A 23,752-nucleotide genomic window follows, 5' to 3' on the forward strand; every position below is an offset into this window, starting at 1 on the left:
GAGCAAGAGACGGGAGGAAGAGGCCAGATCACCCCTGGCATCCGCTTCGCTGCGCCAGCTGAACATGGGGGTATGGGTGGGTAAACGATTAACACTGGTCACAGCCTGTGTTTGCCAATCGGCACGACAAATGATTTGGTGTAACGCCATACTGTTATTCATCTTTTATAACCTTTTTCAAATCTCTGATTACAAAATGGTCGGTTAGTAACTAGCGGCTTTTTTTAAAACCATCGTTCTACCCTTTAACAGCCCAAGTGGTCCCATTCCCGAGAGGGTAAAGACAGAAATAAAGGTGAAAGTTGCGGCAATAATGCCCAATACCAAGTAGGTTTCACGAAAGCCCATCACCTCATACATAGATCCAGCCCACACAGACATAAACATGGTTGCTAGCTGCTTGAAGAACTGATAGCCAATCAACCAGATAGTCGCACTAAAGCGAACATCAAATTCACTAGTGATGTACTTGAATGTACCGACCAACAGGAATGGAACTTCCAACATATGTAGAGTTTTCAGCAAAATGACATGGCTAACTGTCTCGGCGAATGAGGAGCCGATGATTCGAATAGACATGATGGTCCCAGCGATTAGCAGGGCATTTTTTCCGCCAATTCGATTCACAATCAGTGGGGCAAAAAACATGATGCTGGCGTTCAGTAACTCCCCCATCGTAGTGACATAACCAAAGTAACGAGTACCTTCTTCTTTTGTATCAAAGAATGCGGTAAAAAAATTCGCGAATTGCTGATCAAATACGTCATAGGTACATGCCACCCCGACGACATAGAGGGTGAAGAACCAGAATTTTGGTTGTTTTAACAATCCCATTGCCAGTTTTACGCTAAACCCTTTCTGATTGGCGCCAATACTATCTAGCACTTCACTGGTGCTACCACGACCAGGGTTGATAAAATAGAATAAAACCGCCATTACAACAGCAAAAGCAGACCCCACCCAGAACACGAACTCATTGTTGATGGTAAACATGATCCCTACAATAGAGGCACAAAGGGCCCAGCCTATTGCGCCAAACATCCTTGCTCGGCCAAACTCGAACTGACTGGAGCGACTCACCTTCTCAACATAAGCCTCTATGGCTGGAGCCCCGCCTGCAAATACAAAACCGATGTACATGCCCCCTACGATAGAACCGAGATAGATGTTCAATTTCAGCAATGGTGCCAATACATAAAGAAAGAAGGGCGCGAAGAATACCAGTAGTCCAATGATTATCCAGAGCAAATGCTTTTTCAGCCCTAACTTGTCAGAAATCAGCCCAAATACTGGCTGAAATAGAAGTGCAAATAAAGAAATAGTGCCGAAGACAATTCCAGTTTCAGCCTTGCTGATATCATTGACATCATGCAGCCAAATCGGGAAAAATGGAAAATAAGCTCCCATTATAAAAAAGTAAAGAAAAAATATGGCACCGAACATTACCATATTCCTATTCAATCCAAACAATCTTTCTATACTCATCAAATATCCATCCATTGTCCATAATAAACCATTGACTTGAGAGAATGTCCTCAGACTGCCCTCGCCTCATGACAATATTACGAACTAATTACGATGGATATTGTGACGTAACACACATCGATGTAAACGATTACACCAGCACCATATGGAAGTATATAAAAAAGAGACCCCACTAGCACAATCAAATAATAAATTTCTGATTATAAAAATAATAAAATATGGAAAATTAAAGCAGCTTCATTAATAGAATCGAAATTATGTAGATGGAGGTTATAGAGATAGCGACCTGATCTCATCAGGTCATTAAGCAGACCATGGTGATAACTGCTCCCCCTACGATGGTGGCCAAGATGATTAGACCACTACAAACCCGTTGGTGATGGGGGGGCAGGGACGCTCCCATGATGCAGACTTGATAGAGGGTAGTGGTGATCAGATCACCGAGTCCTCAGTTAGTTTCATTCAAGCTGCATCAATTTGGGCAACAATGCTCCCTTTCAACATATAACTGGGACAGTGCCTTCAGTTACCCGCGCGCGCCGCCAGTACCCGCTCCACCGTATCGACGATGGCCTGAGTCTGGGGATCGATCTCGATATTGGTCTGCCAGCCAGCCTTGACCCAACCCAGGTTGGTGCGGGCCAGGGTCTCGGGGATCAAGTGAACGCAAAACTCCCGCTCGCGCACCTCACCTATGGTCAGGCTGATGCCGTCGATGCCGATGTATCCCTTGGTCAGCACATATTTCATCAGCTCGGGAGCAAGGCGATACCACACCTGACGGTTGTTGGGTGTGTCGATCACCGAGGTAACCTCTGCCATGCCAATGATGTGGCCAGACATGACATGACCGCCGATCTCGTCACCAAAGCGGGCGGCCCGCTCCACATTGACCTTGTCCCCCACCTGCAACAAGCCGAGATTGGTGAGACGCAGGGTCTCCTGCATCAGATCAAAGCTGACCAGCTCACCCTCGACCCGGGTGACGGTCAAACAGCAGCCGTTGTGGGCGACCGAAGCGCCGAGGACCAGCCCTTCCCCCCACGCCGGGCTTGGCATGCGGATAACATGGGTACGGAAGTTGGGTTGCTCCTCGATGGCCACCAGTTCGGCGGTCCCCTGCACTATGCCAGTGAACATCTCTCGTCTCCTGCTACGGCAAAAAGGGCAGGTTAACCTCGGGCAGAGGGTGAGACAAGGGTACAGGCTGACAAGCTTGCGCCCGATCGCTATAGTGACGCCGTTCACATCCGGGTAAACAAGGAAAAAAGAAATGCAGGTATATCAATGTTGTGAAGCGATCCGTATCGCCTATAACCAGATTGGCTCCGGCGAGCAGGGCTATGTGCCAAACGCCATCGCCGCTACTATCCGCGCCCTCAACGCGGTCGCCGCCGATGAGCGGGTACCCGCCGAGCTGCGTGAACAGGCTGCCTATGCTGCCGCCAACCTGCTGATCAGCGATCACGAAGACGCCTGATCCTGCCCCTTGGGGTGGCAACTATTTCGTCCTGGCTGAATTTCAGGCTAGAATGCCTCCCCCACCCTTTGCACTTTCGTCCGAAAGTGCAAAGGCTCTTCCTGATTTCCGCTCTTTTTTACTCTTATCTGATCCACTCGGAGGTGTCAGTGCAACGTTATTGGTCCGAGGCGAAGCAGCTCGTCCGTCTAGCCAGCCCCATTCTGGTCGCCCAGGTCGCCCAGGTCGCCATGAACTTCGTCGATACCGTGATGGCGGGTCAGGTGAGTGCGGTCGATCTGGCCGCCGTGTCGGTGGCGTCCAGCTTCTGGCTACCGGTGATCCTGCTGGTGCAGGGGATCATCATGGCGCTCACCCCCATCGTCTCCCAACTCAATGGTGCCCGTAAACGGGAGGCAATCCGTCCGGCAGTTCATCAGGGCTTCTGGCTGGCACTGATCGTCACCCCGCTGGCGATGATTGCGCTTTATTACAGCCCGCTGGCGTTGCAGTTCATGGATGTGGAGCCGGTGATGGCGGCCAAGACCACTGGTTATCTGCACGCCATCCTGTGGGGTCTGCCCGCGTTCGTGCTGTTCCAGGTGCTGCGCAACTTCAGTGAGGGGCTCTCCCACACCATGCCTACCATGGTGATCGGCTTTGTCGGGCTGGCGGTCAATATTCCCGCCAACTACATCTTCATCCACGGCCACTTCGGCATGCCGAAACTGGGCGGGGTGGGCTGTGGCGTGGCTACTGCTATCGTGCTGTGGGCCATGCTGCTGGCGATGATCCTCTATGTGAAGCTCTCCCGTCACTTCACCGAGATCCGCCTCTTCTCCCAACTGGCTCGCCCCAACGGCAGCCGGATCTGGCGCTTGTTCCGCTTAGGGTTCCCCATCGCCATGGCGATCTTCTGCGAGGTGACCCTGTTTACCGTGGTAGCCCTGATGCTGGCCCCCTTCGGCGCCGAGACGGTGGCGAGCCACCAGATTGCACTGAACTTCTCCAGCCTGGTCTTTATGCTGCCCCTCTCCATCGGGGTGGGTGTCACCATCCGGGTCGGTCACAGTATCGGTGAAGGGCTGCCCCATCACGCCCGGGTGGCGGCTCGCACCGGCTTGATGCTGGGGATGGCCATCGCCGCTGCCACTGCCGCAATGACGGTGCTACTGCGCGAGCAGATCGCCTCCATCTATACCGATGATCAGCAGGTGATCGTCCTGGCGGCCATTTTGCTGTTCTTCGCCGCCATCTATCAAATCTCCGACTCGGTGCAGGTGGTCGCGGCCGCCGCACTGCGCGGTTACAAGGATACCCAGGCGATCTTCTACGTCACCATCGTCGCCTACTGGGGACTGGGGCTGCCCACCGGCATGATCCTGGGTCTGACCGATTGGCTGGTACCGCGGATGGGGCCGCAGGGTTTCTGGATCGGCTTTATCGTCGGCCTCACCAGTGCGGCCCTGATGCTGGGAGCGAGATTGCGCTACATCTATGGCCGTTTTGCCACTCCGGAAGCCTGCACTACCCTGTCGCGATCTCAGTAACAGGGCTTGGCAAGCGACAACTCGCCTGCAAAATCAACAGGCTGCGCAAGAACTGGGCAAACAGTCTCCTTTGTGCATATGGCCTGTTGACAGCCTTGGGGGGCATGGGTAGTATGCCGACCACGTCAGCAGCGCTGGCGTAGTGAAGTAAGAGAAAGTGGGTTTATAGCTCAGTTGGTTAGAGCACTACCTTGACATGGTAGGGGTCGTTGGTTCGAATCCAATTAAACCCACCAATTTTCTGTGATGCGTCCTTAGCTCAGCTGGTTAGAGCACCACCTTGACATGGTGGGGGTCGGTGGTTCGAATCCACTAGGACGCACCATTACAGAACACTGATTATGCGTCCTTAGCTCAGCTGGTTAGAGCATCACCTTGACATGGTGGGGGTCGGTGGTTCGAATCCACTAGGACGCACCATTCAGTTTCAAAACTTTGCAGATATTCCAGATGTGGGTTTATAGCTCAGTTGGTTAGAGCACTACCTTGACATGGTAGGGGTCGTTGGTTCGAATCCAATTAAACCCACCACTTCTGCATAAAGAAATAAAAGCCGCATTGCGCACCCTGCGTCCTTAGCTCAGCTGGTTAGAGCATCACCTTGACATGGTGGGGGTCGGTGGTTCGAATCCACTAGGACGCACCAGATTAAAAAAGCCTGCTCATCGAGCAGGCTTTTTGCATTCTGCCATGCAGCCACTCCCCTGCCCCACCACTCCGTTCAGCACAATTCGGCAATGGCGCAGAACCTTGTTCCCATAAAAAGCCCGTGTCGTCTGATAAACGGCACGGGCCAGATCGATGCCGCCAGCGCCTCAGCTCTGCACGGCAATCTCGTACTTCTTTATCTTGCGATAGAGGGTGGCAATCCCAATCCCCAGCGCCTGTGCGGCCAGTTTTTTGTTGCCAAGCCGCTGCAGGGTCTCTTCTATCATCTGTTTTTCCATGCTCTCAAGACCGCTCTCACCCGGGACGGGCTCAGGCAGTTTCTCCGCCGTGGCAGCGAGCGGAGCTGTGGCAGGGACATTGAACGCCGCATCCAGGTTGGTCACCGGGATCGACTGGGCGGTGACGCGTTGGGGCTCCTGATTGCGGATGATGTTGGGGGGCAGCAGACTGGCGTCAATCACCTCGCCCGCCTGGCTGACGTTGACCAGATATTCGATGAGGTTGCTGAGCTCGCGCACGTTGCCCGGCCAGCGATACCCCTTGAGCAGCGCCATCACCTCGGGTGCCAGACCGGGATAGACGATGCCAATGCGGCTGGTGTGCAGGTTGAGAAAGTAGTGGGTCAGCAGCTCCACGTCCCCTTCCCGCTCCCGCAGCGGCGGCAGGTTGAGGGGGATGACGTTGATGCGATAGTAGAGATCCTCGCGAAACTTCCCTTCGGCGATGTATTGATCAAGATGCTGGTGAGTAGCGGCAATGATGCGAATATCCACCGGCACCGGTCGGCTGGCCCCGATGGGGGTCACCTCCCGCAGCTCCAGCACCCGCAGCAGCTTGGCCTGCATGGTCAGCGGCATGTCGCCAATCTCGTCAAGGAACAGGGTGCCCTGATGGGCTGCCTGGATCAGGCCCTGCTTGCCACCGCTGGAAGCACCGGTAAAGGAGCCCTTCACATAGCCAAACAGCTCGCTCTCCAGCAGTTGCTCGGGAATGGCGGCACAGTTGATGGCGATAAAGGGCTTGTCCTGCCGCGGACTCAGGCGATGGACAGCGCGTGCCACCACCTCTTTACCGGTGCCGCTCTCGCCACAAATCAGCACGCTGGAGGGACTCTGGGCGATGCGGTGCAGCAGTCGTTTGAGGGTGCGCATCGGCTTGCTCTCGCCGATCAGCTGATCGATCCGCACATCTGGATCCGGCTCCTGAACCTGACCGGAGTGGGACTGGTGAAACGCCATCAGAAAGAGCTGCTGCCCCTGCACATGATGTAGCTGGCCAATGATCAGCTCCTGACGCCCCTCAAAGGTGATGATGTGCTGAAGATGACCACTGAGCCCCTGTTGGGAGAAGGTGAGCGGTCGGATCCCCACTTCGCGCCCCTGCAGCTGTTCCTGCTGGCAACCCAGATGATGGAGTGCCGCCTCGTTGGCGTAGAGCAGTTGACTCTTGTCATCGAGCAGCAGGCAACCCTGATCCATGTTGGTCATCAGATTGAGGAACACCTTGTTGACCCCGTCCGACAGCCCACGCGAATCGAGCAACTTGGCCACAAAGATGGTGGAGATGTGGCGCACATAGTCGCACACATCCTGCAGATTGTTGTTGAGGCGCGCCTGCTGCTCGTCGCTGAAGGCCACCAGACTGATCACCCCGATACAGCGCTCGTCCACCATGATGGGCACCCCGAGGAAGGCGCGCTCACGGCAGCTCTCCTTGCAGGTACAACCGTCACACACCGGATCATCGCTGGTGTGGGTAACGATCTTCTCCCGCTGGTTATCAATCACATAGCGCAGCAGGCGGGAGTCGCCCTCCAGCTGACGTCCGAAGAACTTGCCATAGGGCCCAGTGCCAGCCACCCGAACCATATCGGCATCCACAATTTCGACCTCAAGCTGCAGCACACTCGCCAGCATCTTGGCAAAGCGCAAGATGGTCGGCTGGATCTGCATCAACAGACACTGGTTGCTCACGGATCTCATCCATCATTCCTTTTTGTTCTTGTTATCCTCCCCCGAAAGGGAGTCATGCTGGCCAGATACTAAGGGATATCAGGGGGAACTACTTCGGGGGGGATCACGAAAAGGGAAAATGATCCGTATCCTCTGCGACTTCAGAGGCACAGATAAAATTCAATAAAAACATACAGATCAAAACACATACAGCAAGATAAACCACTCGGGACAGCCAAGCGTGCAGATCTGCGGAATCCACCGACAAATCATGCTGAAGGTGGGGAAAACAGCCACTGAAATGGCATTTGGCTCACGCGCCACGTACCTGTTTCAAGACTTGGCACTCATGGTCGAAATCCGCTTTATCTTGCGGCTGAATGTAACTTTGCCAGCGGGAAAACAGCTCGGCCGTCGGATAACGATGCAGACGAATACCGGTGCGATAGAGTTTGGGAAAGAGTGGGTCTGGCTGGGATCTCACGACCAGACCGCGCAGTTTCTCGCCAGAGGGAATGGCAATCACCAGCTCATCCCCCTCTTTCAACCGTATGGCCCCCAGAATACCGATGCCGCCGATGGCTATGTCGCGCACTACCACATAGGGCACCGGGTTGAGCAACTCCAAAAACCAGTTGCGACGGCGACATTCCGCCTTGTAACCACCGCCACTGAGGATAAAACGGCGGTGTCTGCGCCAGTCATAACCGGTAGGCAATGCCGGGTCATAGCGCGATTTTGCCTGCCCCACAGGATCAGATTGCTCACTTGTGCTCATCCGGTTTCCCTCACTGGCATTGGTTAAACAGTGTCAGTCAGCTCTTTTTCATACTATAGCTGTCGCCGTTAGGCCCGGGGCTCAGGGTCAGATACGGGGACGACAGATATATTACGGAGGCAATGATGGACAGAGATGGCATGGAAGAGCTTGCTGATCCTGATAGGCTAACTTTCCCCTGCAAGGATGAGATGCGAACGACTGTGACTCGGTTCGATCAAGCAATTGGCCAGTGAGTCGCACCGCCGCAGCGATGCAATCTGGCTTAGCCGGGCAGATGAAGTGCCAACCAGACCGCCAGCGGGATCACCAGCACAGAGAGGGCATTGCCGCCGAGCACGATACTGGCCACCTTGTCCGGCTGGCAGTGATACTGCTCGCAGAGCATGTAATTCAAGACCGCAGGGGGCAAGGAAACCGACAACATCAACAGCGGGATCCACTCCGTCTTGAGCGGCAACAGCCAGATCGCCAGCAGCAGCGACAATCCCCCCGCCAGCAGATAGAGCAGGTTGCACTTGAGCGCGAGGCCAAGGTGATCGAGTTCTCCCTCCATCAGGCGAATGCCCAGCGCAAAGAGCATCAGAGGTACCGAGATCTGGCCGAGCAGCGAGGCCGTAGTGACCACATATTCCGGCAGCGCAATGTGCAGGTTGGTGTAGCCCGCCGCCGAAAATGAAAAAGAGTTACGGGGAAAATGAAAAGCTACAGGCCCAGTAGTTTATCAAACTTGGTGGCACCGGAATCGCCCAGTTTGATAAGCAGGTTAAACCGGCATTAAACCTCTATTTCATAGGTCGGTAAATCCGGCGCCTCTCCTGCCAGCTCCCCTCCCCTGTAAAATGCCTTCTTGCCGATGGCTACCCCGGTACCCCGTACTGTGACCGTTCCACCCGCCAACGCGGTAAGAGTGGTGGTCGTGGTACCTACTGCGGTCACGGTACCAACCAGCAAGGGATCAGCGCCCGGTACCAACTCAAGGAATCGCTTAAACAGGTTCATACAAATCGCTCCACACTGAGTTGCTGGCGCACCGTCATGGCCCTGTTCTGCAACGCAGCAGAGACCCTGACGCCCCGGTTGTAACCCTTCCAACCGTCCACGGCGAGCAGCGCACCTGGCAGGATCAAGCCGGTATCAGCTGACAACGGCAGTTCAATGGTCTGGGTACGTTTGGGCATGGTCTTGGCCAGCCCCACCACACCCTGGGCACGGGCTGCCGTCACATCACACACCAACGGGTGGGTGATGGTCGGCGCTTGTTGCTCGCCAGCCGTCCCCTGGCGCACCACCCGCGCACTGATGCCCTGATGGCCACCACTTACCCAGATCCCGTTGGCGGCATGACCCGGCTGGAAGTCACTGCCCAAGGTGGTAATGATGGCGCGGGGGATCGCCACATCGGCCACAGCAGTGTCAAGCTGCCATGGCACTGTGGGGTAACGCGGTTTGATGACCAGATGGCGGTTGCGCTGGTGTGGCAGCACAAAGCCACCGGCCGCCTCGGCCAGGTACCTAACCACCTCGATCGGGGTCTGGTTATCCAGGCTAAAGAATCCGGCAGGCACCAACCAGTCAGCCGCTTGCCAATCCAGCGTCCAACCCACCGGCAATACAGCAGCAGCCAGCTGGGCCATGGTCGCGGCAGCAGGCTCGCTTACCGCCTGCGCCAATACATGGGTCGGTGACAAGTAAGCAGTGCGAGAGCGTCCCGTCAGCGTTGCTGACTCACGGCCAAAGCTCTGGCTCGATTGCCAGCCATCACACACGCAGTCCCATTGCTGACCGTTGATATGAATGCTGACCTCTTCCTCATCGGTCAGCGCAGCCGCCGCGATACGGGGGATCTGGGCGCTGAACTGCCATGCCCAGGAGTCGGTATCGAGCTCGATACTTACCGCCGTGGCAGGGATATCGAGCCCATCGCGTACCCGCACGATCTTCGCTGTATTGCTCACCAGATAAACCCTCCTGGTTGGAATAACGATTGCGGCATCACTGCCGTGCCAAACAAACTCCAGCTCGGCCTCGCCCCGCTTGCGCCCGAACTCAAGGCGCAGGGTGCGCTTGTCTGGGCGCTCTGGGATGATCGGCGGCTTCGGATCCGGGCTGGTGCCTGGCCCCGGCTGCATCGCCTCCTCCCAGCCATCGCGCCACCCCTTCCAGAGCGGCAGGCCAAGGCGCAAGCGGCGGCCATAGAGCAGCAGGCCAACGGCAGCGCCATGGCTCCACTGGTCGGCCTGCCATTCTTGGTCAAGGCGCGGTGGGTTGCGATAACCGCTGGCCTGCCACATACCGGCCTTTTCCCCCTCGACCCAGAGGGAGCGATTGACGGCATGGCCGGGGGCCAGGTGCTCCACCTGCTGGCCATGATCGTGACCGGTGGCCAGTCCCTCCTGGTACTGACTGCTGGCCAGCTCATAGCGCTGGGGCATGATGGCGCTCTGCTCCACCTGCTCACTGTTAGCGGGTTCGGCCTCCTGCCAGCTGACGGCGCCCACGGTGCGGGCCAGTTCTGGCCGCTCCCAGGTGCTGGCTACCCGGCTGCTCACCAGCCCGGCCCGCTCCCACTGGCTTTCTTGGGCGGCGCTCGGGCCACGGAATACGTTGATATCGTACTCCCCAGCTAGCACCGGCACCGGCTGCTGATTACTGGCCGCTATACCGCACTCAATGACGAATGCGCCCACCATGGCGCAATCTGGGGCGGTGGTACTGGCGAGACTCCCCTCCAGCACCACGGCGCCGCCCAGCGCGGCTATGGGGCGGTCTGGCTGGCTGGCCCAGCTGGCTGGCAGGGTCAGCAGGTCGGGGGAGACGGCCAGGCGCGGCGGCATGGAGGCGCCAACCAAGATCGCCTCATAGCGCACCACCTCGGCCTGGTTCAGCTCCAGCTGTCCGGTGGTACTGCGGGCCTTGCGTAGTTCTAAGCTCGCATCCTTTCTGGCCATATAGCCCCCGGTTACGGTTCGGTGATGGTGGCGTTATTGATGCGGATCAGCGCACCGGCAAAAAACTCGCTCGCCGGTATCTCCAGATCGGCGCCACTGAGCGGCACCCCTACATCGAGATCCGCCACAAAGGCACCATCCCGGTCAGCAATGCGGCCCCAGGTGGGGGCGCCGCTGGCGGTGGCCATCTGCTCGGCCAGGGGTTTCAGGGTCAGCACCCCGCCGCTGACCGTCTTGGCACAGGGATGGGTGAACTTGAGCACCACCAGAGCCAGCTGGTCGGTGATGGCCGCCCCCGGCGCCGGTCTGGTGCCGGTGTAGACGGTCAGGGTGGCATTGGGGCCGCTGCCGGTGTCGATGGCAGTCGCCAGCAGCTGGGCGCGGCTGGTGCGCAGCGTGTCCACATAGGTGAGCATGGCTAGTTCCTCTTGAGCGGGGCCAGCATGGGGAAGGGCGCAGGGGCCACACCCCCGCCAGGCGGGTAGGGTTTCGGTGCCTGGTAGTCGGCAGCCACGGCGTTATAGTCGGCGGGGCCATAGGCAGGGTCATCCTGGGCGACCACCATATAACGGCGATTCAGCCACAGCAGATCGAACCGATATACCCCATCCGATGCGCGGCTGTAGGTCTCGCCAACCAGTTCGCCATCCTGGGTAAAGCAGAGCACCCGCCGCCGCACCCCCACCCCGCTGATGGTCACCGTGCTTTCAATAAACCCCTGCTCCACATTGCGCACCCCATCGCGGATCCAGAATGTGTCCCGCCCCTTGCAGAGCGCGATATGGATCTGTTGCTGGAGGTTGACCGGCCCCGCATACATCGGCGGGGTGCCGCGCCAGGCCACATCTTGCGGCTGAAACACAGCTCTAGGCTCCGGGTTGGCGGGTACACATTTCACCGGATGAACCTTCATGGTCATGTCAGAAAAATGGTCATAGCCCCGATATAGGATCACCCGGCTGATGGTGGTATCGGCGCCCCATACCCCTGGGGCATACCACCCCTGATGGATCATCACCTTGGTCGGCGGTTGGGTTGTTACAGTTGGAATGCTGAGTATTTGACTGCCATTTAGCCAGACCTGATATTCACCCGGTTTGAAAATAACCAGCACCTTGTTTTGCTTGGTGAGATCTGAACCTGGTGCCAGTGGATAATACCCGCGCTCAATCCGACCGCCATTGGCGTAATCTCGGACAAACGAGCCATTCGCATTGGCTCCGGGATCTTGCAAGTGCAAGGTGACACTATTGGCCATCCCCTGGTGCCAAAAGTCAGTACCTGGCACTCTACCGGCATCGTCACATACGCCACCGGTGCCGAAACTCAAGGTGAGATAACGGGTCAGCCCACTGCCAAGGTTGCCGGTGTTGAACTCCATCTCCAGCGCATCAAACCCAATCGCCTTGCTAATCAGGTTAACGCCAGATATCGCGGTGCGATTGGGTGCCAGTACCAGCTTGCCGTTGGTGATGGCAACTGAACCGGCTGGGCCTGAATACTGGATATCCCAATCATTAAGCTGGGTCGGTGATGACCAGTCATAGACCACTCGTTCATCGTAACTCGCCATGACCTACCTCCATGGCCCGGTCAGATCAAAACCGATCAACACCGCGGTGTTACTAAAGGGATCTTCACTTGGCTGGACGTTGATGAAGCGGCACAGCTTGCCGGGTATGGCTGGCAAGTTACCGAAGTTTTTGCGATCCCAACTTGGCAAGGTGCCATACGGGCAAATAATGCCGGGCAGATAGCCACGCAAATGGTTGCCGTTCTCCACCACCATGACCGGATCAGTGCTGATATAAAAGCCGTTATCCGGGCCATTCGGGATGCTCAAGCCGTTGCCAAATCGGCCAAACAACCCTTTTAGCCACCAGGTTGTGGAGCCGAACAACTGATGGTAGGGGCGAGCAATAGCCCGATGAGAGGAGGAGTCAAACAGCCCGCCGTTGTTGTAGTAGTTTGAGTTTTGGCTGCCCACGCCATAATCCCACCGCCTGGCCGTATCGTTGGCAGCGGTTACAGGATAGTGAACCAGCAAGGCATGGTAGCGATCACCGGGCCTTAGACTGCGCATGTAGCCGAACAGATAGAGCGCAGAGCGGCTATATGAACCGTAGTAGGGCAGGAAATAGAACAGCTGGGGATCCCCTATCAGATCCCAGCGACCCGATGAGTAGCGCTTGGTGGCTGGCCAGCGGTGTTCGTAAATGGTGGTGTAGGTGTTGATATCCACCACATCCTCCACCATTGCTACCTTGGCCAGATACCCCACAGGGGATGTGCTGCTAGACCAGCCGCTGAATGCGGTGTTGTCGATGCGCAGGCTGACATTGCCAGACTCGCTGACGTTGGTGGGGCGCACGATAAACACCTTGCCGTCACCGCTTTCATGGGTGATCGTCCAGCCCAGCGGCGCCACCTTCATGGTCATGGCCGCGCCGGAACCCGCCGCGCCGGGGTTGCCACCGTCAATCTCAAACCAGACCTGAGTGGCGGTGACCTGCATCACCCGATGCTCACCGTTGTAGGCAGCAGGCGATACCCCATCAACCTGGATAACTGAATCTTGCAGATAGGCATGGCCGCCGCTAAAGGTGGCCACCGCCCACCCCTTGGCGGCATCAAACGACAGGGCGTTAATCGTCAGGGTGCCAAAGCCGGTGACCAGTACCGCCTTGAGCAGCGCAGCCAGGGCGCCATCTGCGGTATCGCCCAGGCTCGGGGCGCCTTGCATTTCGCTTGCAAACCATTTGACCTTGTATTCAGCCATGTTGCCGTTCTCCATGGTGGGGCGCAGCTCTACAAAAGAGTGCCCCACAAAAAATAATGGGCGGGGCACGGTGCCCCACCCGGTTAGCGGTTGACGTTGCCGCGCAGTTGCAGCTCAAAACGGTCGCTCTCGCTGGCCGCCACCGATTGCAGCACGGTACGGATGGCCCAGATCGGGAAGTTGGCCGCCTTGGTGTTGAACCGCAGCACGTTGCCACTCGCCCAGCCCGCGCCCCAACCGCGTTTGTCCAGCCGAAAATAGGGCTGGCCGTTGTTGGGGTTGATGGGGGCAAAGTCGGTATTCACATCCCCCAGCGCAATCTGGCCCACATGCTCCCCGACCAGCACAAAGCTGGTACTGGTCTGGAAGATGATGGCCCAGCGCTCCTCCAGGGTGGCGCGGTTGGTGACCACGATGGGAAAGTCGGTGTCGTTGTACTGCGCCGTAGTCGGTTCACCGTCTACAAAGTCCTGCCATTTGTTCGTCCAAACCTTCTGGTCAAACAGGTTGGTGTAACGCGCCCACAAGTCGCCCATGATCCGTGCTGACGACACCAGGGTGTCAGCAGCGTCATAGGCGTGAGACAGGGGGCGAGCCAGCACCAGGCGGCCAGAGATCTCCACATCGGTGACCAGGCTCATATCCTCAATCCGGTGAACCACCGCCAACGGCTCCACATAGCCGGTCAGGTTCAACGGGGTGGCCAAGGTGACCACCCCGCTATCCAGATTGGCGCTGTAGAGCGCAGGATCGAGCCGCTTGCCGTTCTTATCCTCCACATGGCAGTAAGCCAGACGCTGGCGCCCGGTGTTGAACTGCTGGCCAGCCGTCACTCCCATCGGGTAGGCACCGCGCTTGGTGCTATGCACCACTACGATGTTGCCCTTGCGGATAAACGGCACCCGGCCATCAGACGGCAGCCGCACCGGATCCAGCCCGATAATGTCGGCATCGAGTGGCAGATAGCTGAAAACCACGCAGTTGAAGCGGATGGAGTCAGCCACCACGCTGATCGGCTTCCAGATCTTGCCATCCTCCCCCACCTGTTCGGCGTCATACCATGGCTGGGTCTCGTTGCCCGCTGCCGTGACCTTGCGGCCAAAGCGCACGGTGACGATGCCGGTCTGATAGTTCACCTTGCCATCCATGTCGGTGGTGGTGAAAAAGCCGTCCCCGTCTGCCGTGGCCTCGATACGGCGCCCGCTGGCGGTGTTGGCGCTGATGTAGAGGCTGCCCGGAGCCAGGGGTGCGCCAGGGGTGCGGAACGTCACCGCATCCACTGACTGGGCACTGAATGAGGTGGCCAGACTCTGGAGCGATGGCTGGGCCGGTTGCCCGGCTGCCCAGTCGGCCAGCACCGCCAACCCGTTGGAATAGTCGATGGTGCCCGCCTGAATGCCTGCCCCGGTTGAGGGATCCGGGTCGCGGTAGAGCAGCCCTTGCCGGTCAACGTAGGTAGAGCCCCCCAGGGTGAAGCGCATCGACCCCTCCAGAATCGCCTCGGCAAAGCCTGGGGTAACGTCTATGCGCAGCGCCTGGGCGGTCAGGGTGGCATTCTGGGCCTCGGCGCTGTTGTTGTTGCGGTAGGTCACATCCACCCACCCCTGTTCCCCATCAGGGAAGGTGTAAGCGGTGTTGTGGTATTCGATACCGGTCATCGTCCAGCGCTGCACTGCGATCTGGTTGTTGCCTTCCCAGCGAGTACCCACGGTCACCCAGGCGTATTTCGGCTTGGGCAGAGGGCTGGAGCCATCCGGCATAAAGTGCAGGGTTCCCGCGCCGTAGTCGATGGCACCCAGCACCACACCGCTGGCATCGATCAGCTTGCCCAGTCCGTCATCGCGCAAGGTGATGATGGGATCACGGGTCTGGATCACCAGCTCCTGATCGTCCACATCGAACTTGTGATAGAGGGCGTTGAACTTGACCCGCACCGATCCCGGTGTGAGGTTGTGGGCGCCGCCACCGTCCTTGCCGTCCAGGGTGATGGAGAGGTGCCCCACCTGGCCGGGGGTATTCAGGCGACCAGGTTCGATATGGCGCTCGGTCACCGGCTCACCGTACTGGTACTGGGCGGCGTACTCCTGACCCAAGGCGGGCAAGGTAACGTGCTCCAGATCGATGATCCCCTCGGCATAGTTGATGATGCCGGTGATATCGCCGCTTATCTTGCCGTCCCCCGCCACATCGGTGGCCCGCTTGCCATCGCCCCAGGTAAGGATCACGCTCTTGGGGGTGATCCCCTTGTGGGGGAGCTGCCAGGCGCTTTTGCCGATGCTGATGGCCTGCCCGCTGCGGTTGGTGTAGTTCACCGGGGTGGCCCAACTGAACATGATGGAGGTATCCACATCCGGCAGGGCGCCAAGGGTCAGCATCACCGACCCGGTGGCCAGGTTGATGGTGCCAGAGCCATAAGAGCGGTCGATGCCCAGCAGCTCCCCGCGCCCGTTGTCTTTCAGGTCATACCATTTGCCTTGCGCCATAAAGCTGACGGTAGTGGTGCCAGGCGCCGGGGTTGGATGCAGAGTGATGGTGTAGGCATAGCCCCGGTTGTTGGCCTTGACCTCGATCCGCGCCGTGTCAGCGATACGGGCAGGGCGGGCCGCTGGCCAGAAAGAGACGGTCTTGCTCTGGGTGCCGTAGTTCGGGCACTGGGCATTGAACTCCAGCTGGCCACGGCCATAGTCGATGGAGCCGACCACCGACCCGGCAACAACCAGCTCGCCGCCCTTGTCGGTGATGGTGGCCGCGCCGATGGTGATGGTCACGGTGCCAGGCTTGGCACCGCTGCCCAGGAACAGGCCACGGCTCGGGGCGATCACGGCGGCGGTGTTGATGCTCACCAGCCCACGGCCAGAATCCACCAGGCTGGCCAGCTCACCGGCAGCGGTCAGATCCACCGCTGGGGTCTCGCTGCGGGCCGCTGGCACCAGCTGGGTAAAGATGGTCTTGGCCCGTACCTGCATCGAGCCAAAGGCGGCATCTTCAACCATCTTGGTGCTGGCAAAGTAGTTGGCCGCATCCGCCACCACGGTTTCGCGCAGGGCGGTCTTGGGGTTGGTCACCACATCATAGGGGGTCGGCTGCTCACCCTCGAAGGTGTAGCGCAGCGGATCCGCCAGGGTGCAGGTGACCACGTTGCGGGTGAACTCGGGCAGACCTTGTACCTGGAACTTGGTCAGCTTCTGGGTTACCTCCAGCACCCGCACATACTGCTCGAACTCCCCGGCCTTGTTCTCGTTGCCGACCATCACCAAGGTTTCGCCCACCTCCGGCAAGCGGGCCTCAACCCGCTGGAAGAAGCGGATCGCCCGCTGCCCAGCCAGCTGGGTATCGTAGAGAAAACCCTGCCACTTGGGGCCACGCGCCAGATAGCGCTCCACCACATCGCGGGCGTTGTTGCGGGTGTCGTGGTGGTCTTTGGTGGTCATCAGGGCAAGGCCCACGTTCGGATCGTAGGGCGGCAGCAGCACGGCGGCATTCGCACCATAGTAGGTGTCGGTGTCGTCCGTCTGCACCGCCAGAAATACCTTGCGCAGGTTCACCACCCCATAGGCCCGATCCAGATCGCTGATATCGGGAAACATGCTGTTATGTTCGCCGCTGACGATCTCCTTGCCGGTGATGCGCCCGCCACCGTCCTCGGTGTCCGTCATCCGCTGGCTGGCCATCAGCTTGATATCGCCAGATAGAATGGTCATGGGGTTACTCTCCGCGCTCAATTTCGGTCAGATTCAGGGTCAGGGCATAAGGGTGATCACCGTCCGGGTCAGCCAACTCGTACAAGGGAGTGGCTACCACACCAGGGCGGCGCCACACCACAGTGCGAGCCAGGCCATCGAGCAGGGTCAACGTCATCAGCTGGGCCACCTGCGCCTCCAGCACCTTGAGCTCCTGCACCTTGGCGCGGGAGCAATGCCCGCTCAGGGTCAGCGGCTGCCCCTCCGGCTTGGCGGTCTCCTCCACCAACAGGGCGCCGCTCAGGGTCGGGGTCACCACTTGTTCGACCGGCGCCCACTCGAACTCGTCGCGCCAGACCAGATCATCTGGTAGCAGCACGCTGTTTAAGGTCACGTTCATTGCCGCAGTCCTTGCTGTTTAAGAATGTTGATAAAGGCGTTGGCATTGGCCTCATCGGCCTGCAGTTCGGCCGAACCTCCCGCTCCTTTGAGCTCGATGGTGATCCGCTCGGACAAGGGCCTGCGCGTCCCTGGGGTATTGGTGCTGGGGGTAGATGGCTCTGCAGTTGGGACTGGTAGCTGAGCGGCGACCTGGTTGGTTTTGGCACTCTCTTTGGCCATCGCTTTGTTGAGCTCCTCTTTGAGGCGGGCCTGCATCGCCTCCATCTCCTTTTGGAACTTCTCGCCGTAATACTTGCTCCACTCGCTGTAGGCCGGAATGTCCTTGACCTTCTGGCTGTAGCGGGCCAGTTCCTCCTCCACCCCGGCCAGGGTATTGGCCAGCCCCTCGGCATTGCCGCGCAGGCTGTTGATATCCACGGTTTTGTAGTAGAAGGAACCAGCGTTCACGGTGCGGGTGATATCGCCTCGACCACCGCCCCCTCCACTACTGGTGAGGCTGGCATTCGTCTGCTTGGCTTCATCCTGTACCCCTTTAAGCCCTGCCCGCATCGCATCGGTGGCCCCTTTGGCCCGTGCGGCGGCCTCGTCAAAGCCATCACCAATGGCCGCGACTGACCGCGCGGTATCGCCACTCCCCCCTTTCACCTTGGCCATGGCATCGGCGGCGATGGCCATGGCGCGGGCCAGCGCATCCCCGGTGATCTTGCCCTGGGCGGCCAGTTGCTTCTGACGCACGATCACCGCATTGATCTCGGCCAGATAATCGCGGGTACTTTTGGCCTCATCACCCAGCGCTTTAACGGCTGCAGCGCCTTGTCGCCAGCTTCCAGTGGCCTCGTCGTAATGCACCTTGCCCTCGGCCACCAGGCGATCGAGATCCGCCATGCTGGTGATGGCAACACCCAGCTCGGTTGACAGGGCGGCAAACTGACCATTGAGGCGGGCCTGAGTCTCGGAGCGCAGCCCCTGCGCCTCCCGGAGCGCCAGCTCAGCCTGCACCAGTTGACGCAGGGCAGAGGCGAACTGGGTGATCTGGATGATGGACTCGACCGCCACGGCGGCCAGTAGTCCTTTGACGGCGGCGCCTAGCACCCTTACCCCAATGGCAGCACCGGCTGCTGCCGTGCCCGCTGTCGTCATACCGCCTGCTGCTGTCGCTGTCGCCACCGGCATAGCAATAAACTGGGTGTAGAGGCTGCGCAGATCACCAATCCAACCCGCGATTTTCAGGCCGACCCACGCCTGGGCCAGCACGGTCAGCGCGGTGCGCCACTCATAGAGGGTCTGGATCAGCGACTTGAGGGTTTCCCCCATAGAGATAAAACCATCGGAGAGGCGTTGAGCCCACTCCTGCAGGCGGCCATCCTTGGCCATCGCCTCAAATTCAGCATTAAGGTTGGCCAGCTGGTTTTTGAGCCAGGCCAGCGCCCCGTTCTCGGCCACCATCCGGTAAAACTTGGCGAGGTTGTCCTGGGCATTGGAGATAAGCCCAGAGAGCAGGCTCATGTTGTCTGCTGCCGCACCGCGCGATTGGGCAGCAATCTCGTTCATCAGGGCCGAGATGGTCTCGCGGCCGAGCTTGCCCGCCTCAGAGAGTTTCTGCAGCTCGGCGGTATTCTTGCCAGTCACCTGCTCCAGCATCTGCCAGACCGGCACGCCACGCTCAATCAGTTGCAGGATCTCCTCCCCCTGCAGCTTCTGCTTGGCCCAGGCTTGGCCGAGCGCCAAGGAGATGCCTTGCACCTCTTCAAAACCGCCGCCCAATTTGAACGCCTGATCGACAATGCCCTGCATGGCCCCCGCTATGGGGTCGATGCCGAACGCCTTGAGGCGCACGAACACCTGGGTGACTTCACTGAGCTGCAAGGGGGTGTTCTTGGCAAAGTCCTGGATCCAGGCTGACGCCTCTTTGCCACCGGCAATCGACCCCATCACCGCCTTGAGTTGCACATCGAGGCGCTCGGCCTGATCGCCAGTCTGGAACATGGCTATCAGTTGGCTGGTAAGGGTCTGGATACCGAACCAGGTACCCGCGAGCGCCACCAGGCGCCCGGTCAGGCTGCCGATGGCCCCCTGCAAGCCACCGGCCTGCTGACTACCCTGGCTAAACTCGCGCCCCAGCCGTTCGGTCTGGGCGACACTCTTGGTCAGCTCACGCTGCAGGCGCTGCTGTTCTTGGGCAAGGTTCCTGGTATCGAGCCCGGACTGCTTGAGCCCTGCGTGGAGGCGGGTATGACTGGCGGACTGAGCGACCAACTGGCGCTCCAGCTGCTTGACCTCGGAGGCCAGCAACCGCTCTTGTTCGGCCAGAGCCTTGGCATCGCCACTGCCAGCTTGCTGCTCGCGGCGCAACTGCTCCAGCTTGTCACGGCTGAGCACCGTCGCCAGTTCGAGCTGGGTCAGGGCGGCCTTTGAGTCATTGAACTGCTGGATCAGCGCCTGCTGGCGGCTTAACGATTCGAGGGTTTCAGCCAGCTGCGCCGTCTCGGCGGCCGTCTCATCCGAAATCGGGCCCAGCTCCTGCACCTCACTCGCCAACGCGGCCAGGTCTTCCCGGCCGGTGACCTTGGCCGCCAGCTCTAGGGCTAGTTTGAGGGTGGTAGAGGTGGACATGGGACATTCCGATCAGATTCAGATATGCCCCATGGTAAAGTGATGGCAAAATACGGGGGTTTATGGCGAATTACTGAGACATATCACAAGAAGGTTACAAATGTTCGGTTACGTTACATCAATCAAAGCAAGGCTTCGGAGTCGTAGCCACTCGTCGCATCAAAATGGTTAAAGAACCAAGGAGACCGTAAATAATGTTTAAACAAATAGCACAGCACCATGGTGGTGGCTGCATGATGATCGTAAAAAAAACAGATGAGCAAGGACTAGAATTTATTGGAAGTGGTTTTTTATGTCATCGCAATGGTTACATCCTCACATGTGCACACACGATCAACCTAACCGACAAAATTGCCATAATCCCACCCCAACCTTTGAATGATTTTAATCAGCCAACTTTGGAACAAGTAAGCTTCATTAACGTTTCAGTGTCACAATTTGACTCTGATAATGATGTGGCATTATTGAAGATAGAAAACCTCCCTACGGTATCTGTTCCAGATAATATATTTGGCAATGAAAGCTCTGTTCAAGTAGGTTCTAGTGTCGGATATCTTGGATATCCCTTCGGTCATAGTGGTCTACATACTCTAAAAATTTCACAAAGCATTATTAGCTCAAAGGTAAAGTCCACAAGTGGAACAAAACAATTTCAATTGGATGCGATGATTCACGAAGGTAATAGTGGAGGTCCATTGATCGAACTAGCATCTGGAAAAATAATCGGAATAATTAGTGGGCGTTTTAGCCCAACAGGCAATGGTGGAACTGTTCGCATAGGCAACCATGCACTTGGAACTGAAAGTACAATTTCATATGCAACATCTATCAACTACGCCCTTGAACTTATGAAAAGCGAGGGATTGAATGTCTGAATTAATGTATAACCAACAAGAATTCATCGAAGCCGTAGGTGAGTTGATACCTGCATTTCAGCGTAAAAAAATAATAAGTTTCATAGAGTCATCCCAAGATAACGAAATAGAGTACGATCAAATGGGATTGTCTTTGACTGGAGAGAAAAAGGAATTAAGCTTTATAATTCCCACATCAGCCCCAAACAACTCAGACGGAAGTCTATGGGGAGCGGTCAAACGTGAAGTTTATGATTACATGTGCACAACATCTAGAAAATATTCAAAAGAAAGAGGGGAGGCAGGAACCACTATTAAACAGCTAATTACAATTTTAGCTACAGCGATTGCCTCGAGCTTTCACATTGCTATTGGAGTTGTAACTGGCGCAGTGACGATAGCGCTGCTAAGCGTTCTAAAAATAGGAAAGAACGCTTGGTGCAAAGTCAACACTCCAGAGTAAATGCGGTATATATAAAAGACGGCGGGTCTCCCCGCCGTTTTACCATCAAACATCACACCGTCACCGGCCGATCCACATAGAAGGGGGCGGTCTCGCCATCCACGGCCAGCAACTCCCCCTCCAGCTCGATCTCGATGGGCTTGTCGCTCATAAAGTCCACTGCCTTCTTGGGGGACAAGCTGGCACGGGGCACCGTCAGTTTGATGGCCTCGCCGCTGACGATACTGCGGCCATCGAGCAGCAGCCGCGCCTTGATCTCCGGCTGGATGTTGCCCGCGATGCGGGTACCGGTCACTGCGTTATAGGTACCGCTGACCGTCAGGCTACCGCCATCCGCTACCGAGCCCCCCTTGATCGCCCGTACCAGCCCGAGCGCATAGTTGACCTCGATATCGGTACCCACCACCAGCGCGGTGACCCCTTCCTTGATAGCAAGGCCAGTCGAGGCAATATTGATCTTGCCGAGCGGAGCCCACTTCGGCCAGGCGGGGAGCACGACCGGCAGATCTGTCAGCGTCCCGGCCCCCTGATTGATGGGGCTCTCCAGACCCATAAAGGCAGCGGCCAGCAGCACGGGCGGGATCTCGGTGGTCTTGATGGTGACCATGGCAGGCTTGGGAATGTGGTAGTTCTCCCGCGCCTGACCGTATTGCCCCTTGCGCTTGCTGGGAATCGAGATCTTCTGGCTGTCGGGTTTCACTTCCAGGCTATCCACATCGATGGGGCCAATCACCCCGGCCGAGACCACGTTGGTAAAGGTCTCGATAAAGAGATCCCCTTCCAGGTGCAGTGTTTCGCTCATCATCGCTCTCCTTTGAATTTCACTCGGGTAGTAAAGGCAAGCGGCAAATAAGCCGCACCGCCGCTGTAACTGGGTTTGACCGGTGGGGTGACCCGGCGAAAGGTACTGTCACCACATGCTCGCCCACTGACGGCCTGCAGGATGCGGCCAAGCCACACCCCGGCACTGACCTCCCTGGGGCTGGCACGATGCACCAGCACCAGCAACCAGAGCTGATCAAAGCTGCTGGCTCGGCCTGACTGAGTGCCTTCGCTCTCACGTTCGCCCTGATAGACCACATGCACCGCCGGACTGTGCTGGCCCAGATTGGCGATGGCCGCCACATCGGTGGCCACAAACACATCCTTGAGCCCTTTAGTTTTCAGTGGGGCCAGCAGCTCACGCAGCCGCTCGCCCGCCTGCAGGTAGTCGAGTTCGGTACCCGACTGGTTGGCGGGTTGGCTCATAAAAAGCCCCCCTTGTCGCGCCCCTGACTCCGGCCAAAGACGCGCCCATCCGACTGCAGTTGAGCCAGATTCTGGCTCTCCAGAGTGGCGCCATCGGATGCCAACCCCAGCGCCAGCTCACCCTTGCCAACCGATTTCAGAAAGGCCAGGGCCGCCTCATTACGCTTGGCTATCTGCTCCGGGGCCTGTTCACCATAGAGACGGTGACGGGCGATATCGGCGCAGATAGGTACCAGGGCACTCGGGATATGGGCCAGCGGCAAGGGATAGCGACCCGCCAGATAGCCATCGATCAAGGCGCCTGCATCCTGCAGGGCGATGGTGATGGCCGCCTGATCCAGCTCACCGGTCGGTGTCATGGCCAGGCGCAGCAACTCAGCCTCGCCAAAGCGGATCACCATGTCATTGACGCTGGCATACATATCACTGCTCTCCGTTCTGGCCGGATGACTGCTCATCCTTGACCGGGTATTGCACTTCGGTCGCGGCGATCGCTGTCACCAGTTCGGCCTTCTTGAGCTTGGCCGCCTCCGGGATACCCATCTGCAGCGCCAGCTCGCGCAGCTCATCGACCTTCATCTCGGCCAGCGGCGTGACCTTGCCCGCCTCGGTGGCGTCACTATGCTGGGTGGCAACACCGGCCAGATAGTCCGAACCGGTCAGGACGCCCAGTGTTGCGTCCAGATCCCCAGGCGCCGATGGTGCATCACCTGCCTGAAAGCTGGTGTCTTCAGCCAACCGGACGACCACCAGACGCGGGTCGTTCTCCAGGGTCGCGCACTGCTCAGGCGACACAACCATCTCAGACTTGCCCGGTACAATCGGCAGGCCCGCGCGAAAATAGACCTGACGAACTGTTGACGTAATCC

Annotated in this window: 20 protein-coding genes, 5 tRNA genes and 1 pseudogene; 9 read left to right on the forward strand and 17 right to left on the reverse strand. The window is 58.0% G+C overall.

What is annotated here, in order from left to right; translation table 11 throughout:
• Window positions 1-204: 204 nt before the first annotated feature.
• On the reverse strand, window positions 205-1,485 hold the full coding sequence (locus G5179_RS14995; protein ID WP_421258644.1) for an MFS transporter: 1,281 nt from the start codon (window positions 1,483-1,485) through the stop codon (window positions 205-207).
• Between the two features lie 522 nt (window positions 1,486-2,007).
• Window positions 2,008-2,625, reverse strand: a complete 618-nt coding sequence (locus G5179_RS15000; RefSeq protein WP_421258645.1) for a riboflavin synthase subunit alpha — start codon at window positions 2,623-2,625, stop codon at window positions 2,008-2,010.
• 133 nt (window positions 2,626-2,758) lie between these two features.
• On the opposite strand from G5179_RS15000, the gene G5179_RS15005 reads away from it, so the two are divergent.
• The 7 genes from G5179_RS15005 (at window position 2,759) to G5179_RS15035 (ending at window position 5,140) form a co-directional block, all read left to right on the forward strand.
• Window positions 2,759-2,965 carry a YaeP family protein gene (locus G5179_RS15005; RefSeq protein WP_005345813.1) on the forward strand — a complete coding sequence of 69 codons (207 nt, stop codon included), beginning with the start codon at window positions 2,759-2,761 and terminating at the stop codon, window positions 2,963-2,965.
• Between the two features lie 149 nt (window positions 2,966-3,114).
• Window positions 3,115-4,494 carry an MATE family efflux transporter gene (locus G5179_RS15010; protein ID WP_106843628.1) on the forward strand — a complete coding sequence of 460 codons (1,380 nt, stop codon included), beginning with the start codon at window positions 3,115-3,117 and terminating at the stop codon, window positions 4,492-4,494.
• Window positions 4,495-4,653: 159 nt separating this feature from the next.
• A tRNA-Val gene (locus G5179_RS15015) sits at window positions 4,654-4,730 on the forward strand.
• Between the two features lie 12 nt (window positions 4,731-4,742).
• Window positions 4,743-4,819 (forward strand) — tRNA-Val (locus G5179_RS15020).
• Between the two features lie 18 nt (window positions 4,820-4,837).
• Window positions 4,838-4,914 (forward strand) — tRNA-Val (locus G5179_RS15025).
• A gap of 34 nt (window positions 4,915-4,948) precedes the next feature.
• Window positions 4,949-5,025 (forward strand) — tRNA-Val (locus tag G5179_RS15030).
• A 38-nt stretch (window positions 5,026-5,063) separates the two neighbouring features.
• Window positions 5,064-5,140, forward strand: a tRNA-Val gene (locus G5179_RS15035).
• A 169-nt stretch (window positions 5,141-5,309) separates the two neighbouring features.
• On the opposite strand, the gene G5179_RS15040 is transcribed toward G5179_RS15035, so the two are convergent.
• The 11 genes and pseudogenes from G5179_RS15040 to G5179_RS15090 form a co-directional block, all read right to left on the reverse strand.
• On the reverse strand, window positions 5,310-7,145 hold the full coding sequence (locus G5179_RS15040; RefSeq protein WP_421258646.1) for a sigma 54-interacting transcriptional regulator: 1,836 nt from the start codon (window positions 7,143-7,145) through the stop codon (window positions 5,310-5,312).
• A 283-nt stretch (window positions 7,146-7,428) separates the two neighbouring features.
• Complete coding sequence (locus G5179_RS15045) at window positions 7,429-7,893, reverse strand: hypothetical protein (RefSeq protein WP_421258647.1); 465 nt, start codon at window positions 7,891-7,893, stop codon at window positions 7,429-7,431.
• Window positions 7,894-8,158: 265 nt separating this feature from the next.
• Window positions 8,159-8,548, reverse strand: a pseudogene (locus G5179_RS15050) (AEC family transporter); the annotation flags it as partial.
• Between the two features lie 122 nt (window positions 8,549-8,670).
• The gene (locus G5179_RS15055) at window positions 8,671-8,895 is read right to left on the reverse strand and encodes a hypothetical protein (RefSeq protein ID WP_040069247.1); all 225 of its coding nucleotides are present in this window, start codon (window positions 8,893-8,895) and stop codon (window positions 8,671-8,673) included.
• Window positions 8,892-10,844, reverse strand: coding sequence for a hypothetical protein (locus tag G5179_RS15060; RefSeq protein WP_421258648.1), 1,953 nt, complete (start codon window positions 10,842-10,844; stop codon window positions 8,892-8,894). Before G5179_RS15060 ends, G5179_RS15055 begins: the two co-directional genes overlap by 4 nt.
• Before the next feature lie 11 nt (window positions 10,845-10,855).
• Complete coding sequence (locus tag G5179_RS15065; RefSeq protein ID WP_167569316.1) at window positions 10,856-11,260, reverse strand: hypothetical protein; 405 nt, start codon at window positions 11,258-11,260, stop codon at window positions 10,856-10,858.
• 2 nt (window positions 11,261-11,262) lie between these two features.
• Window positions 11,263-12,417 (reverse strand): hypothetical protein, encoded by a 1,155-nt coding sequence (locus G5179_RS15070; protein ID WP_421258649.1) that lies wholly within the window; start codon window positions 12,415-12,417, stop codon window positions 11,263-11,265.
• A gap of 3 nt (window positions 12,418-12,420) precedes the next feature.
• Window positions 12,421-13,623 (reverse strand): hypothetical protein, encoded by a 1,203-nt coding sequence (locus G5179_RS15075; protein WP_421258650.1) that lies wholly within the window; start codon window positions 13,621-13,623, stop codon window positions 12,421-12,423.
• 83 nt (window positions 13,624-13,706) lie between these two features.
• The gene (locus G5179_RS15080; RefSeq protein WP_421258651.1) at window positions 13,707-17,324 is read right to left on the reverse strand and encodes a curculin (mannose-binding) lectin protein; all 3,618 of its coding nucleotides are present in this window, start codon (window positions 17,322-17,324) and stop codon (window positions 13,707-13,709) included.
• Window positions 17,325-17,328: 4 nt separating this feature from the next.
• Entirely contained in the window at window positions 17,329-17,703 is a 375-nt protein-coding gene (locus G5179_RS15085) for a hypothetical protein (RefSeq protein ID WP_421258652.1), read from the reverse strand.
• The gene (locus G5179_RS15090; protein WP_421258653.1) at window positions 17,700-20,318 is read right to left on the reverse strand and encodes a tape measure protein; all 2,619 of its coding nucleotides are present in this window, start codon (window positions 20,316-20,318) and stop codon (window positions 17,700-17,702) included. The genes G5179_RS15085 and G5179_RS15090 overlap by 4 nt, the downstream gene beginning before the upstream one ends.
• A gap of 194 nt (window positions 20,319-20,512) precedes the next feature.
• Here G5179_RS15090 and G5179_RS15095 point away from each other — a divergent pair, with 194 nt between their 5' ends.
• Complete coding sequence (locus G5179_RS15095; RefSeq protein WP_421258654.1) at window positions 20,513-21,193, forward strand: S1C family serine protease; 681 nt, start codon at window positions 20,513-20,515, stop codon at window positions 21,191-21,193.
• Window positions 21,186-21,635 (forward strand): hypothetical protein, encoded by a 450-nt coding sequence (locus G5179_RS15100; protein WP_421258655.1) that lies wholly within the window; start codon window positions 21,186-21,188, stop codon window positions 21,633-21,635. The genes G5179_RS15095 and G5179_RS15100 overlap by 8 nt, the downstream gene beginning before the upstream one ends.
• 52 nt (window positions 21,636-21,687) lie before the next feature.
• Here G5179_RS15100 and G5179_RS15105 read toward each other — a convergent pair whose 3' ends face one another.
• From G5179_RS15105 to G5179_RS15120, 4 genes are read right to left on the reverse strand one after another with little or no spacing between them, the layout of a single operon-like run.
• Complete coding sequence (locus tag G5179_RS15105; protein WP_421258693.1) at window positions 21,688-22,437, reverse strand: hypothetical protein; 750 nt, start codon at window positions 22,435-22,437, stop codon at window positions 21,688-21,690.
• Complete coding sequence (locus G5179_RS15110) at window positions 22,437-22,883, reverse strand: phage tail terminator protein (RefSeq protein ID WP_421258656.1); 447 nt, start codon at window positions 22,881-22,883, stop codon at window positions 22,437-22,439. The genes G5179_RS15105 and G5179_RS15110 overlap by 1 nt, the downstream gene beginning before the upstream one ends.
• On the reverse strand, window positions 22,880-23,305 hold the full coding sequence (locus G5179_RS15115) for a gp436 family protein (RefSeq protein WP_041217425.1): 426 nt from the start codon (window positions 23,303-23,305) through the stop codon (window positions 22,880-22,882). Before G5179_RS15115 ends, G5179_RS15110 begins: the two co-directional genes overlap by 4 nt.
• 1 nt (window position 23,306) lies before the next feature.
• Window positions 23,307-23,684: a Rho termination factor N-terminal domain-containing protein gene (locus G5179_RS15120; protein WP_421258657.1), complete on the reverse strand. Its 378-nt coding sequence runs from the start codon at window positions 23,682-23,684 to the stop codon at window positions 23,307-23,309.
• Window positions 23,685-23,752: the final 68 nt, after the last annotated feature.

Origin of the sequence: Aeromonas sp. 600886 (genome assembly GCF_049174935.1) — a bacterium.
Lineage (GTDB): Bacteria > Pseudomonadota > Gammaproteobacteria > Enterobacterales > Aeromonadaceae > Aeromonas > Aeromonas veronii_A.